This is a genomic window from Brevundimonas diminuta 3F5N (genome assembly GCF_900163625.1).
Lineage (GTDB): Bacteria > Pseudomonadota > Alphaproteobacteria > Caulobacterales > Caulobacteraceae > Brevundimonas > Brevundimonas diminuta_A.
Map to the genome: position 1 here is coordinate 1 of NZ_FUIE01000028.1, position 13,592 is coordinate 13,592.

Sequence of the window (13,592 nt, forward strand, 5' to 3'; positions counted from 1 at the left end):
GAGGCCGCCGCGCGCGACCAGGGCGTCGTGGGTTCCTTCCTCGACCACGCGGCCGCCGTCGATGACGTAGATCCGGTCGGCGTTCTTCACCGTCGACAGGCGGTGGGCGATCATCAGGGTGGCGCGGCCGTCCATCAGCCGCTCCAGCGCCGCCTGGACCAGGGCCTCGCTCTCGGTGTCGAGCGCGCTGGTCGCCTCGTCCAGCAGCAGGATGGGCGCATCTTTCAGGAAGGCGCGGGCGATGGCGATGCGCTGACGCTGGCCGCCCGACAGGCGGGCGCCGGCCTCGCCCACGCGGGTGGCGTAGCCGTCAGGCAGGGCGGTGATGAAGTCGTGGGCGGCGGCGGCGCGGGCGGCGGCCACGATGTCCTCGGCGGTCGCGCCGGGGCGGCCATAGGCGATGTTGGCGGCGATGGTGTCGTCGAACAGGAAGGGCTCCTGCGTCACCAGGGCGATGTGGTCGCGCAGGGATGACAGGCTCAGCTCGCGGATGTCGCGGCCGTTCAGCGTCACCCGCCCCGCCGTCACGTCATAGAAGCGCGGCAACAGGCTGAGGATGGTCGACTTGCCGCCGCCTGACGGGCCTACCAGGGCGATGGTCTCGCCCGGCGCGACGTGCAGGTTGACATCGGACAGGGTGGGGGCGGACCTGTCCTCGTCGGCGCGATAGGCGAAGGAGACCTGTTCCAGGGCGACGGTGACGGGGCCGGGCGCGACTTCGGCCGCGTCGCTGGCTTCGCGAATCTCGGGCTCGATGTCCAGGGCGGCGAACAGGCGCCGCGCAGCGGTGAAGCCTTCGCTCAGCACCGTGGTCAGGTTCGTCACCTGACGCAGGGCCTGACCGGCCAGCAGCAGCATGCCGATGAAGGAGGCGAAGGCGCCGACGGTCATCTGCCCCTGGCTGGCGCTCCATCCGGCATAGGCCATGACGGCGGCGACGACGCCGTAGGCGACGATGTCGCTGGCCGGGCCGGAGAAGGCGCGGCTGTCGGCGCCCTTGATGACGTGGCGCTGGCGGCGATCGATGACGGTGGAGACGCGGTCTTCTTCGGCCGCCTCGCGGTTCTCGATCTTGATGACGCGGACGCCGTCCAGATTCTCCATCAGGGCGCTGGACAGGGCCTCGGTCTCGACCATGGCGCCGCGCGCGGCCTTCCTCGACTTCTTGCCGAAGCGGCGAATGATCCAGCTGACGACCGGCACGCCCAACAGGACGATCAGCGTCAGCGGCAGGTCGATGAAGCCCATGGCGACGATGACGCCCAGCAGCATCAGGGCGTTCTGGGTGTAGTTGACCACGCCCGAGGTGAAGGCCTCGCGCACCAGATTGGCGTCGAACAGGACGGAGGAGACGAAGGTCCCCGAGTGCTGGCTGCGCAGACGCGACAGGTCGGCCCGGATCATGCCCGAGAACAACTGCTTCTGGATGTCGCCGACGATGCCGTGGCCCAGCCGGTTCACCAGCGCCGCCTGGCCCGCCATGCTGAGCGAGCGGATCACCGCCACGACGATGATGAACAGGGGAATGGCGATCAGCACCTTGTCCGCCGGGATGGTGACGGTGTTCCAGATCGTCACGGGCCCTGTGTGCTGGCCGAACAGCAGGTCGATCGCCGGCTCCAGGAACTTCAGCAGCAGGGCCGTCAGGCCGCCTGATACGCCCGCCAGCAGCATGGAGGTGAAGAAGGCCGGCTTGTGCCGCGACAGATACTCGCGCCAGATGCGGGCGAGCAGGGGCCGCAGCGGCTCGCGGGCGTCGTCATGAGAGGCGGGAACAGTCATCGGCCTTCGGTCGAACGGCTGAGGCGTCAAGTCAAGCGGCCGTGCGCGAGAGAGACGGCCTTGGGCGGGTGACGCCGGGTGCAAACGGCGCTATCTCGCCGTCATGGGGCGCTACGATCTGACTACGCCATTCGGCCGTTTCAAGGCGCGCTGGTCCTATTTCTGGAAGGACCACGCCTTCCTGCGCACGGCGTTCACCAACGCCCACTGGCTGGGACCGGACATGGTGCGGACCAACCAGCCGTCGCCGGGGCAGCTGGCGTGGTGGAAGCGTCAGGGAATTCGCACGATCGTCAATCTGCGCGGTCAGAGAGACGAGGCCTATTACTGGCTGGAGAAGGACGCCTGCGAGCGGCTGGGCCTGACCCTGATCAACGCGCCGCTGGATTCACGCGATCCGCCGGGCAAGGACCGTGTGCGCCGGGCTAAGGCTCTGTTCCAGACGATGGAGTATCCGGCCTTGATCCACTGCAAGTCGGGCGCGGACCGGGCGGGGATGATGGCGGTCTTCTATCGCCATTTCCACCTGGGCGAGCCGATCTCGGCGGCGATGGGGGAACTGGGCAAGCGCACCCTGCACAGCCGCGAGGGGCTGACCGGCGTGCTGGACTATACGCTGGAGAAATATGTCGCCGAGGTCGAACCCACGGGCGTCAGCTTCGAGGATTGGGTCGAGAGCGACGCCTATGATCCCAAGGCCATCCGCGCCGAGTTTAAGGCCGGATGGTGGGGCAAGCTGGTCGTCGACCGCCTGTTGAAACGCGAATAGGCCTTAGCCCCAGGGGCCGCGTCCGGCGGCGGGCGGCGGGGCCTTGCGCGCTGACTGTTCCTTCTTCCACCGCTTGATCTGGCGCACGTGATCGCGCTGGCGGGAGAAGACGATCAGCCACAGGGCCAGGACGGCGATCAGGGAGACGACGCCGAAAATCTGCTGGCCGTCCAGCGTCTGGCCGAAAAGGGTCAAGGTCTGCGGTCCCGATCAGCGGGGGTGATGGGGTCGTTCCAGGCGGTGTCCTGGTCTTCGCCGGGGCGGGCGACGTGCGGCGGCCCCTTGCGCACGACCCAGACGATCGCCGCCACGGCGACGACCACCAGAAGCAGGACGATGAGGGTCGGCAGCATGGGAAATCCTGTTCATGACAAAGGCGACTGATGAGAAAGCGCATCAGCCGCCCCTGCGGTTCCTGAACAGCGGCGTAACTGCGCCGTGAACGGTCGATCAGGCGTCGGTGCGCGGATCGATCAGCTTGTGCGCGTGCAGGATGAAGTAGCGCATGTGGGCGTTGTCGACGGTCGCCTGGGCGCGAGCCTTCCAGGCCTTCTTGGCCTCTTCGTAGTTGCCGAAGGCGCCGACGAACTCGACCTGCGACAGGTCGCGGAAGACGGGCTCGGCCGGGTGGCGCATTTCGCCGCCGATGACGAGGTGAAGCAGTTGGGGGTCGTGAGAGTCGGCCATGGAGAGGGGGTCCATTGCGGGAGGAATGTCAGATGGCCAGCGGGATAGGCGCTGTGCGCCTCACGATCAACGGGTGAAGGGCCGGCGCGGCGCATATCAGGCTGGTTTGACGCGGATCGGGGCGATTAAAGCGCCACGGACGGCCCATATGGTCGCTGACCTTGGCCCCGGCCTCTTCGGCGATCAGGGCGCCGGCGCAGACGTCCCAGTCCCACTTGGGGCTGATGGCGATGGCCGCATCGAAGGCCCCGGCCGCTACAAGCGCCATGCGATAGGCCAGGGCGTTGCGCTTGGAGAAACGCATCGGCGGCCACGGCTCGTCCCATTCGCGCGCCTCCATCAGCCGGGCGTCGGCCAGAAGCTCGGCGTCCTCAAGGTCGTCGGTGTCGGACGCGCTGATAGGGCGTCCCTGCAGGCGGGCGCCGCCGCCCAGCGTGGCCTCGAACACCTCGTCCATCATCGGGGCGTGGATGACGGCGGCGACGGGGCGGCCGTCCTCGACCACGGCGATGGGCACGCACCACCACGGCTTGTTCTTCATGAAGGCGACCGTGCCGTCGATCGGATCGACGACGAAGATGCGCTTTTTCGTCAGGCGTTCCGTGCTGTCGGCCGTCTCCTCGGACAGCCAGCCGTAGTCGGGGCGAGCGGTCAGAAGCGCATCGCGCAGCAGCTGGTCCACCGCCAGATCGGCGCTGGTGACGGGCGAGCCGCCGTCCTTGGACCAGACCTTCAGCCCGGCCTCGCGATGTTCGAGCGCCAGCCGACCGGCGGCCAGGGCCGCGTCGCGGATCAGGGCGAGGTCGGCGCTGTAGTCGCTCATTTGCCCGCGATCGCCACCTTGTCGAACAGCAGGGAGGGGCTGTTGAAGGAGCCGCGGAACTCCAGGTCGCCCGCGCGTTGCAGGCGGGCGTAGAGGTCGATCAGATTGCCCGCCACGGTGACTTCGCTGACCGGATAGGCGCGCTGGCCGTTCTCGAACCAGAAGCCGGACACCCCGGCCGACCAGTCGCCGGTGTTGCCGTTCAGCGAGGGGCCGAACATGGAGGTGATCAGCAGGCCCGTCCCAGCCTCCGCCATCAGGGCGTCCAGATCGCCTTCGCCCGGCGTCAGATGCAGGTTGTGGGTCGAAACGCCCGACGGCCCCGCCAGCCCGCGCGAGGCGTGGCCGGTGGTCTGCAGGCCCAGCTGGGCCGCCGAGGCCGTGTTCAGCAGCCAGGTGGTCAGGACGCCGTCCTTGACGATCTCGCGCCGTTCGACGGCCACGCCCTCGTCGTCGAAGGGGGTGGAGCCGAGGCCGCGCGGGCGGAACGGGTCGTCGATCAGGTCGACGCCGGTCGGCAGGACCGCCTTGTTCAGCTTGTCCTTCAGGAAGGAGCTGCCGCGCGCGATCGACGGCCCGGAGATGGCGCCCAGCAGCGGCGACAGCACCTGGGTCGCGACGCGGTTCTCGAAGATGACGGGGGCGGTGGTCGAGGCGATCTTGCGCGGGCCGACGCGGCCGACGGCGCGCTCGCCCGCCTTCAGGCCGATGGATGCGGCGTCGGGCAGGTCGGACAGGTGACGGACGGCGCGGCTTTCACCGCCGCGCTCCATGGCGCCGTCCTTCTCGGCGATGACGCCGACGCCCAGAGAGAAGGCGCTGCCGCGATGACGGCCGTCGAAGCCGTGCGAGGTGACGAGGCCCCATTCGCTGGCCGACCATGAGGCGTGGCCGCCTTCGGATTTGGAGACGCCCGATACGGCCAGGGCGGAGCCTTCCGCCTCGGCGGCGGCGGCTTCCAGCGCTTCGGCCGAGCGTTCGGCGGGGTCGTAGAGGTCGAGGTCCGCGTGCGGCGCGGCGGCCAGTCGGTCCTGCGGCGCGAGCGCGGCGTAGGGGTCTTCCGGCGCCAGCTTGGCCATGGCCACGGCGCGCTCGACCAGACGGGCGCGGGTGGCGTCGGACAGGTCGGAGGCGGACACCGTCGCCTGACGCCGCCCGATGAAGACGCGCAGGCCCAGATCGCGGGCCTCTTCACGCTCGACGTCTTCCAGCGCGCCGTTGCGCACGCCGACGGACAGGGAGGCGCGATGGGCGGACACGGCCTCGGCCGCGTCGGCGCCGGCCTTCAGCGCGGCGGAGATCAGATCGTTCAGGATGTCGGGGGAGGGCGTCTTATCGGACATGCCCCGATATGGCGGACGGAACTGCGACCTGCAACATCCGGGCTTAGAGAATGGACCAGGCGATCAGGCTGACCGCCGCGACCAGCAGCGCCAGCCAGGTCAGGATCATGCCGATCGAACGGCCCAGCGACGGCCCTTCCTGGAACAGCAGGCCCAGGGCGTGGATCACCCGCCCAAGGAACAGCATCCCGCCGACCGCATGGATCAGCAGGGCCGGGGCGCCCAGAAAGGCCAGCAGGATCAGGCCGCACATTCCGGCGGGAATGTATTCGGCCGCGTTGGAGAAGGCGCGCGTGGCGCAGATCAGTTCCCGCACGCCGCCGTCGCCGAACTCGACCAGATGCTTGCGCCGCCGGTTCACCACCACGCCCGACAGGACGAACAGCAGCAGGATCAGCAGGCCGCCCCACAGGGCGGCCGCCTGAATGGTCGGGATCAGGCTCAATTTTCGCGCCCCACCGGATAGAGGCGATAGCGCTGGTCGTAGAAGGGCGTGCGCTCATAGAACCAGGCCAGACGCGCATCGCCGTCGGCGGCGAAGGCGGGATCGGCGGCCAGCTTGGCCTCGAACGCGGCCTTCAGCGCCGGATCGGCGGCCAGCATCTTTTCGGCCAGCGGGGCGATGGCGTAGGCCTCGATGTATTCGACGCGGTTCAGCACCTCAGGGAACATGCCCCAGGCGAAGAAGCTCTCGTTCGACTGCGGCTCCAGCAGCAGGATGGCGACGTCGCCCATCGGCTGGTCGGTCGGCACGCGGACGGAGCCGATGGGGAAGGTCCAGTCGTGGGCTTCGGGCCGGACTTCGCTGACCGAGATCGGCACATGGCCTTCGTTGGTGCGGCCCGACACCTTGGGATCGACAAGGCGCAGCATGTCGACGGCCACGGTGCGCGGGGCGGCCAGCGTCTCCATCTGCACGCCGTGGATGCGCAGGCGCTCGATCACGTCCTGGCGATAGGACGGCACCCAATAGGCGGTCGGCCGCTTCAGCGTCAGCGTGGGGTGCGAACCGTAGAAGGGCATTTGCCACAGTTCGGCGTCCGGCTGGCCCAGCCAGCGGATTTCGGGGCGGTCCGAGGCGAGGCTGTCGAAGGTCTCATAGCGGATGCCCTTGAAGGGGCGGGTGTGCGAGGGCGTCTCGTCGCTGTCGAAGTTGGCGGGCAGTTCGGCGGGGCGCAGGGCGCGGTCGGCGGCGATGGCGGCGCGCAGATCGCCCGATTTTTCGGCCAGCAGCTTCAGCGCTTCCTCGAGGAAGGCGTAGGTGCCCAGCACCCGCTGCTCGTGCGGCTTCAGGCTGTGGTTCTCGATCAGGATGGTCGGGACGTGGGCCGCCGAGCCCCAGCCGTTGGAGAAGCGCTCGCCCAGGCCGCCGTCGTTCAGGCCCTTCTTCGGGTCGCGGTCGTCGATGGCGAAGACCAACTCGCCGGGGATGTGCCCTTGAGCCTCCAGCGCCTCATAGATGGCGGGCTTGAAGGCGGCGTCCAGCCATTGGGCGATGGCCGGGCTGCGGCTCCAGACGCCGTCCTCGCCGTTGTAGCCGAAGGTGACGTCGTATTGATAATCGATGCCGTCGGTGACGTGGATGTCGACGTAGAGGTCCGGCTGATATTTGTGGATCAGGCCCATGACGGCCTGCATCTCGGTCTGATCCAGCTTCATGAAGTCGCGGTTCAGGTTCTGGTTGGTCGCCGTGTGGCGCCAGCCCTGGATGCGCGGTCCGCGCTGGTTGGGGCGGGAATAGGCGCCCGCTCGCTCATGCCCGTCGACGCTGAGGATCGGGACCAGGATCAGGTTGGCGCGGTCCAGCAGGCCGTCCTTGCCGTAAAAGGCGATGTCGCGCAGCAGCATCATGCCCGCGTCCTTGCCGTCGATCTCGCCCGGATGGATGCCGGCCTGGGCCAGCAGGACGGGCTTGGACGGATCAAACGCCGCGCCGTCCTTGGAGGCGATCACGGCGTAGATCGGGCGGCCTTCCGGCGAGGTTCCGAACTGCTCGATGCGGATCAGGTCGCTGGCGGCGTCCAGTTTGTCGAACCAGGCGCGGGTGTCGGCGTAGTTGGGCGAGAAGTCATGCGCGGCATCGGCCTCGAACCCCGTGACCCACGGATCGGCGGCGCCCCGCAGCAGGGCGCGGCTGGGGCCGTCCCAGGCGGGGGCGGGCGGGAGGAAGGCCTGGTCCCACGGGGCTTCGTTGGGAACGGAAGCGGACGGGGTCTGGGACATGGCGGGGCTCGCGAAACAAACTAGGGCGGCGACGGCCGCTGTGACGAAACGGTCTAGGCGCATAGGCCCTTCGTGATCCGATCACAGCCGTCTGGCAACCCCGGCCCATGTTCGCGAGAAGCGCGTCCGGCCGCTTTGCGCGGCCGGACGCAGGGTCGTTACGCGGGCAGTTCCACGCGGTTCATGTTGCCGATGGCGCTGTTGTAGCGGTCCACGACGGACTCGCGGTAGCTGTCCGAGTTGGACTGCTTGAAGTCGCGATAGGCGCCGACCATGCCGCTGAGGTTGTCGGCGATGCTGGACAGATAGGACTTGTTGCGGTTGTCCGCCGGCATCTTGGCCTGCTCTTCACGCAGTTTGGCGATGGCGGCTTCCATCGCCGGCAACTGGGCATCCGCCTCGGCCTTGTTGTCTTCCATCACCGCATTGGTGAACAGGTCCGCCTTCTGCATGGCGTCCAGCAGGCTGGCCTCGGCGGCGTGGCCTCCCTTGCGCATGGCCTCCATCTTGGCGGCGTTGCTGGCGCGCTGATATTCGCTCAGGGCGACGTCCAGCTGCTCGATGCCGGCGACGCTGCCCTGATAGGCCTGCGTCTGGGCGGCGTGGGCCGCCTTGGCCTTGGCCAGACCGTCGTCGCGATAGGCGCGGGACTCGAAATAGGGGTCGAGCGCCTGCCACTGGGCCAGCAGGGCCTCCAGTTGCGGGATCAGCTTGTCGGCCGCTTCATCGGCCTTCTTGCCCTGATTGCCGCCGTTCAGCGCCCGGCCTTCCTTCAGCTTCGCGATCGCGCGTTCCAGGTGGGAGATATTCTCGGGGAAGTAGAGGTTCGCCGTGGCCGAGGCGTTCGGAATGTCCAGCTTCTGATAGTCGCCGAAGTATTTCGACACGCCCCAGTGGTCATCGATCAGCGCGTTGAAGCCGTCGATGTATAGGCTCATCTTCTCCTGGGTGGCCTCGTTGCCCGCCGCCTGGGCGACCGACTTGGGCGCCGGATTCTCGGCGTTCCCCTTGCTGTCGCCGCACGCCGACAGGCTGAGCGCGGCGGCGATGGCGAGCGTGGCGACGCCGGCGCTGGTGCGTGAAATCATATGGATTCCCCTAAGCCGATCAGCGCGCCCCAAGCGTCGCCGTTCCTTCGGCCGGGAAACTGAACGCCGATCAGCCATTTGGGTTCTCTCGCGAGACGAGTTTTTGCAAACTGCTCACAGGAACCGCGTCAGGCCTTCCAGATCGGCGCCCCGTCGCCCGGCAGGCCCAGTGAGGCCCACTTCTCGGATACGCGGTCGATGACGTCCTGCTCCATGCGGATCTCCTCGCCCCATTCGCGCTTGGTCTCGGGCTCCCACTTGTCGGTGGCGTCCAGACCGATCTTGGAGCCCAGCCCGCTCTCGGGGCTGGCGAAGTCCAGATAGTCGATGGGGGTGTTCTCGATGACCGTGATGTCGCGCGCCGGGTCCATCTTGGTCGAGACGGCCCACATGACGTCTTTCCAGTCGCGGGCGTTGATGTCGTCGTCCACGACGATGATCCACTTGGTGTACATGAACTGGCGCAGATAGCTCCAACAGCCCATCATCACCCGCTTGGCGTGGCCCGGATAGGCCTTCTTCATCGACACCACGGCGATGCGGTAGCTGCAGCCCTCGGGCGGCAGCCAGAAGTCGGTGATCTCGGGGAACTGCTGGCGGATCAGGGGGATGAAGACCTCGTTCAGCGCCTCGCCCAGCACGGACGGCTCATCCGGCGGACGGCCGGTGAAGGTGGTCAGATAGATGGGGTCCTTGCGCATGGTGATGGCGCTGACCTGGAAGACCGGGAACTTCTCGACCGAGTTGTAGTAGCCGGTGTGGTCGCCGTAGGGGCCTTCGTCCTCGAACTCGTCCAGCAGGACGTGGCCTTCCAGCACGATCTCGGCCTGGGCCGGGACCATCAACGGCACGGTCTTGCACGGCACCAGCTCGGCCTTGGAGCCGCGCATCAGGCCCGCGAATTGGTATTCCGACAGGGTCTCCGGCACCGGGGTCACGGCGGCCAGGATGGTGCCGGGGTCGGCGCCCAGAACGACGGCGCAGGGCAGGGGCTCGCGCTTGCCGGCCTTCTTGTGCCGGGCGTAGTGCTGGGCGCCGCCGCGATGGGCCAGCCAGCGCATGATGGCCTTGTCCTTGCCCAGCACCTGCATCCGATAGATGCCCAGGTTGAAGTCGTCCTCGCGGTCGTCCGACGGCCCCTTGGTCACGACGAGGCCCCAGGTGATCAGCGGCGCGGGCTCGCCGGGCCAGCAGCCCTGAATGGGCAGGGCGGTCAGGTCGATCTGATCGCCCTTCAGCACCACCTCCTGCACCGGGGCCTTCTTCACCGTCTTCGGCCGCATCGACATGACGGTCTGGGCCAGAGGCAGCATCTCCATCGCGTCGCCGAGGCCGCGCGGCGGCGTCGGATTGCGCAGGAAGGCCAGCAGTTCGCCGACCTCGCGCAGTTCGCCCGCCGTGGTGCGTTGCTTGCCCTCCAGCGTGACGCCCATGGCGACGCGCTTCACCGTGCCGAACAGGTTGGCCAGACAGGGGATGGGGCTGATCGTGCCGTCCGGCATGACCGGCTTTTCGAACAGAACCGCCGGGCCGCCGTTCCGCAGCAGCCGGGTCTGGATCTCGGTCATCTCCAGATGGGTGGAGACGGGCTCCGACACGCGGACCAGTTCGCCGTCGGCTTCGAGGGTCGCAAGAAAATCGCGCAGGGACTTGTAGGCCATGCGCTGACGCTTAGGCGGCAATCGTCCGTCTGTCACGCCGTCCGAAGGCGCGATCGATCGCCACGACGATCAGGCCCAGCAGCAGGAAGAAGATCAACAGGCCCGCGAAGTTCGCCGCCGCCCGCGCCAGGCCCAGTTCGCTGACATTGACGAACCAATAGGGCCACCAGTCCGTCATCACTCCGTGCGCCAGGGTCCAGCCGCCGTAGAGCAGCGGAAAGGTCAGCCATTTGACGGCATCGATCCAGCGCAACCGCCCCTTGGCCGTGAACAGCAGCCAGTCGCCCGCGAAGGCCAGGGGCATGACGGTGTGCAGCAGCGTATCGGCGACCTTCTGCCAGCCCTGAGGGTTCCAGGTCTGGGCCAGCAGCAGGTGATAAACGACGCCGACCACCACGATGTACATGGCGACGGCGGCGCGGACGCCTTCGCTGCGGCTCCAACGACCCAGAGGGCTGTCGGGCGCCAGGGCCGGCCCCGTCAGGGCCAGCGCCGCCAGCAGATTGGTCAGGATGGTGAAGAAGCTGAAGAAGATCAGCGTCAGTTCGCCCGCTCCGACGCCGGGGCTGTTCCGCAGCAGCAAGCCGTATTGCAGGCCCAGCGCGCCCCAGCCGATCAGGGCGAACAGCGACCGATAGAGCCGCGCCGTCATCAATAGGCCGGGGCGTCGGATACCAGCGCCCATACCGGCAGGCGCAAGGCGCGGGTGGCGGCGTCCAACTGTGCCGAGTCCAGATGCTCGCGCCCCGCTTCGACCCGACGCAGGGCCTCGGGCGTCAGGTCGATGGCGGCGGCCAGGTCGTCAAACGTCACGCCGCGCTGATCGCGCCAGCGGCGGATGCGAGCGCCGACGACGGCGTCCATCGGATCAATCCCCGGAAAACCCAGAACCGAACCCATGGCGTCCTCCCGAAGCGGGCGTCCTATGACGCTGTTTGATCAGGCATCCTGATCCCATTCCGAAGATGAGTCCAATCAAGCTGAGCAATTGTGAAGCGTCGACCAAATCGGCTAGTTTTGCTCAACCTCAAATAGTCATCGACAGTCCGTCGGGAGTAACGCCTTGCGAGCCAGCCTGCGCGAAAAGATCATTGCCGTCTGCACCCGCAAGATCGCGGAAAAGGGCGACAATGTCGGCGTGTCTTTCTACGCCTTCTTCGCCAATCAAAACGATGATCCCGAACTGCTTTTCGAAGCTGCCGAATGGTGGATTCACACCCACAGGCTCGACCATTTCGAGAAAGCGACGAAGATCCGTCAGATGGTGTCGGACGCCGCCTGAGCCTTAGGCGGCGTCCCACTGGAAGGCAGCGTCCAGCCAGTCGCCGATGCGGCCGTCGGGACGAGCCAGGGCGCTGATCCGGGTCATTTCGTCGGCCGACAGTTCAAAGTCGAAGATGCCGAAATTCTCGGCCGCGCGGCTTTCCTTGGCGGTACGCGGAATGGCGATGACGCCCTGCTGGATGATCCAGCGCAGGGTGATCTGGCCGTTGGTCTTGCCGTGCGCCTCGGCGATCTCGCCGATCACGTCGTCGTCGGCGATCTTGCCCTGGGCCAGAGGGGACCAGGCGGTGATGGACGAGCCCAGTTCCCGCGCCGTTTCGATCAGCGTCTTTTGCGACAGATAGGGGTGATATTCGACCTGATTGGTGATCAGCGGCGCGGTCGACAGGGCGGCCGCCTCACGGAACAGGGCCGAGGGGAAGTTGGACAGGCCGATGTGTTTGGTGAACCCCTTCTCCAACGCCTCGTTCAGCGCGCCGATGGTCTCCGCCAGCGCCGGCGTCGGCTTGGGCCAGTGCAGCAACAGCAGGTCCGGCGTCAGGCAGAGGCTGATCGCCGATTCCTCGGCCTGGCGCAGCAGGGCGTCACGGTGGAAATGCTCGACCCAGATCTTGGTGGTGACGAAGATGTCGTCGCGCGTGACGACGCCTTCGGCCACGGCGTCCGCGATGCCGTCGCCGACCGCCTTTTCGTTCTTGTAGATCCAGGCGGTGTCGATGTGGCGATAGCCGATGCGCAGGGCCTCGCGCACCATGCGACGGGCGTCGTCGGCTTCCAGTTGCCAGGTGCCGAAGCCGAGCAGCGGAATCTCAACGCCCGAGGCGGTCGCAGTCGGCTGGTCGGAATAGGGCATGGGGGAGGCTCCGAGAGGATGATGAGCCTGGGATATAGGCGCCCGCTCAGACCTCGCCATTGTCCAGCCAGTGGAAAATCCGATCCCACAACGGCTCCATCTCCTTGCGGAAGGCGCCTTCGTGGCCGATGCGCCGCGCGCCGAAATCGCCCGGCGTGTGGACGGTCATGTCCGACGGGGCGTTGGGATAGACGCTCAACAGGTCGCGCGCCGTGCCGGGCGTGGCGATGGGGTCGTCAGTGAAGATCCATGAACGGATCGGCGCCGTCACGGCCTCATAGTGATGCGGCCGCAGGCTGGTCTCCAGCTCTTTGGAGAAGTGCTCGCGCTTCATGCACCAGCGCCGCCAGGTGGTGAAGACATTGCGCGGCAGGTCGGTCCCGGCCCACAGGCCGCCGCCCTTGATATAGCCGCGCCGCATCAGGCTGAACGGCCCGAAACCCAGCCAGAAGAACAGCTCCAGCGGGTTGTAGCTGCGGTGGTGCCCGCCCCACCAGCCGGTGCCGACCGAGACGAAGGCGTGCCGCTCGATCCGGTCATGATTGGGCATGAAGCCGACGAAATGGCCGCCGACGCTGTGGCCGACATGGACGACGCGCAGGCCCGGCGCCGCTTCGATCAGGGCGTCCAGCGCGGCGGGCATGTCCAGACGCCCCCAGTCGGGGTAGTCGATGATCGAGCCTTTCAGCTCCTCCGGCCGCGACCCGGCGATGCCCCGGAAGTCATAGGTCAGCACCGCTGCGCCCCGGCCCGCCAGATGCCACGCGAACCGCTCGTAGAAGCCCTTGGGAAAGCCCGTGCCGGATGAGACCAGCACGGCGATCTGAGGTTCAGCAGCCGAAACCAGCCGCATCGACAACGGATAGCCGTCTGCGGCCGGAGCGGTGAAGTCGCGCGTGACGAGATCGTTCATAGGTCCGTCCTGTTTAGAAACGAACTCTAGCCGATTGACGTGGCGTCAGGTCAAGGCTTGGCGGGTGCGTTCAGAGGGGCGCCGATGTGCGCTGGCTTCAGAAGACCCGGTTCACACCAGATGTTCGTCGCCTCCTGCCTCCCGCTCATCCCGGCGGACGCCGGGA

The 13,592-nt window shown here is 67.4% G+C and carries 16 protein-coding genes; 2 read left to right on the top strand and 14 right to left on the bottom strand.

What is annotated here, in order from left to right:
- The coding region (locus tag FM111_RS05020; RefSeq protein WP_087139633.1) for an ABC transporter ATP-binding protein at positions 1-1,782 on the bottom strand (1,782 nt) is incomplete at its 3' end.
- Positions 1,783-1,885: 103 nt separating this feature from the next.
- Here FM111_RS05020 and FM111_RS05025 point away from each other — a divergent pair.
- Positions 1,886-2,551 carry a fused DSP-PTPase phosphatase/NAD kinase-like protein gene (locus tag FM111_RS05025; RefSeq protein ID WP_087139635.1) on the top strand — a complete coding sequence of 222 codons (666 nt, stop codon included), beginning with the start codon at positions 1,886-1,888 and terminating at the stop codon, positions 2,549-2,551.
- 3 nt (positions 2,552-2,554) lie between these two features.
- Here the strand turns inward: FM111_RS05025 and FM111_RS05030 are convergent, their stop codons facing one another.
- From FM111_RS05030 to FM111_RS05075, 11 genes are all read right to left on the bottom strand, one after another.
- Positions 2,555-2,746, bottom strand: coding sequence for a hypothetical protein (locus FM111_RS05030; RefSeq protein ID WP_087139636.1), 192 nt, complete (start codon positions 2,744-2,746; stop codon positions 2,555-2,557).
- Positions 2,743-2,904 carry a hypothetical protein gene (locus tag FM111_RS16365; RefSeq protein ID WP_179205024.1) on the bottom strand — a complete coding sequence of 54 codons (162 nt, stop codon included), beginning with the start codon at positions 2,902-2,904 and terminating at the stop codon, positions 2,743-2,745. The genes FM111_RS05030 and FM111_RS16365 overlap by 4 nt, the downstream gene beginning before the upstream one ends.
- 97 nt (positions 2,905-3,001) lie before the next feature.
- Complete coding sequence (locus FM111_RS05035; protein ID WP_003165766.1) at positions 3,002-3,253, bottom strand: DUF4170 domain-containing protein; 252 nt, start codon at positions 3,251-3,253, stop codon at positions 3,002-3,004.
- Positions 3,254-3,266: 13 nt separating this feature from the next.
- Positions 3,267-4,061 (bottom strand): 3'(2'),5'-bisphosphate nucleotidase CysQ, encoded by a 795-nt coding sequence (locus tag FM111_RS05040; RefSeq protein WP_087139638.1) that lies wholly within the window; start codon positions 4,059-4,061, stop codon positions 3,267-3,269.
- Positions 4,058-5,404: a TldD/PmbA family protein gene (locus FM111_RS05045; protein ID WP_087139639.1), complete on the bottom strand. Its 1,347-nt coding sequence runs from the start codon at positions 5,402-5,404 to the stop codon at positions 4,058-4,060. Before FM111_RS05045 ends, FM111_RS05040 begins: the two co-directional genes overlap by 4 nt.
- Before the next feature lie 43 nt (positions 5,405-5,447).
- On the bottom strand, positions 5,448-5,849 hold the full coding sequence (locus FM111_RS05050) for an MAPEG family protein (protein ID WP_087139641.1): 402 nt from the start codon (positions 5,847-5,849) through the stop codon (positions 5,448-5,450).
- Positions 5,846-7,627, bottom strand: a complete 1,782-nt coding sequence (locus FM111_RS05055) for a M14 family metallopeptidase (RefSeq protein ID WP_087139655.1) — start codon at positions 7,625-7,627, stop codon at positions 5,846-5,848. Before FM111_RS05055 ends, FM111_RS05050 begins: the two co-directional genes overlap by 4 nt.
- Positions 7,628-7,785: 158 nt before the next feature.
- Complete coding sequence (locus FM111_RS05060) at positions 7,786-8,715, bottom strand: DUF3829 domain-containing protein (RefSeq protein ID WP_179205025.1); 930 nt, start codon at positions 8,713-8,715, stop codon at positions 7,786-7,788.
- 128 nt (positions 8,716-8,843) lie between these two features.
- Complete coding sequence (locus FM111_RS05065; RefSeq protein ID WP_087139644.1) at positions 8,844-10,376, bottom strand: UbiD family decarboxylase; 1,533 nt, start codon at positions 10,374-10,376, stop codon at positions 8,844-8,846.
- A 10-nt stretch (positions 10,377-10,386) separates the two neighbouring features.
- Positions 10,387-11,061, bottom strand: coding sequence for a Pr6Pr family membrane protein (locus FM111_RS05070; RefSeq protein WP_179205026.1), 675 nt, complete (start codon positions 11,059-11,061; stop codon positions 10,387-10,389).
- Complete coding sequence (locus FM111_RS05075) at positions 11,028-11,276, bottom strand: helix-turn-helix domain-containing protein (protein ID WP_087139648.1); 249 nt, start codon at positions 11,274-11,276, stop codon at positions 11,028-11,030. Before FM111_RS05075 ends, FM111_RS05070 begins: the two co-directional genes overlap by 34 nt.
- A gap of 163 nt (positions 11,277-11,439) precedes the next feature.
- On the opposite strand from FM111_RS05075, the gene FM111_RS05080 reads away from it, so the two are divergent.
- Positions 11,440-11,658 carry a DUF6500 family protein gene (locus tag FM111_RS05080; RefSeq protein ID WP_087139649.1) on the top strand — a complete coding sequence of 73 codons (219 nt, stop codon included), beginning with the start codon at positions 11,440-11,442 and terminating at the stop codon, positions 11,656-11,658.
- Positions 11,659-11,661: 3 nt separating this feature from the next.
- Here the strand turns inward: FM111_RS05080 and FM111_RS05085 are convergent, their stop codons facing one another.
- Both FM111_RS05085 and FM111_RS05090 read right to left on the bottom strand, forming a co-directional pair.
- Positions 11,662-12,513 (bottom strand): aldo/keto reductase, encoded by an 852-nt coding sequence (locus FM111_RS05085; RefSeq protein ID WP_087139651.1) that lies wholly within the window; start codon positions 12,511-12,513, stop codon positions 11,662-11,664.
- A gap of 46 nt (positions 12,514-12,559) precedes the next feature.
- Positions 12,560-13,426, bottom strand: coding sequence for an alpha/beta hydrolase family protein (locus tag FM111_RS05090; protein ID WP_087139653.1), 867 nt, complete (start codon positions 13,424-13,426; stop codon positions 12,560-12,562).
- Between the last annotated feature and the right edge of the window lie 166 nt (positions 13,427-13,592).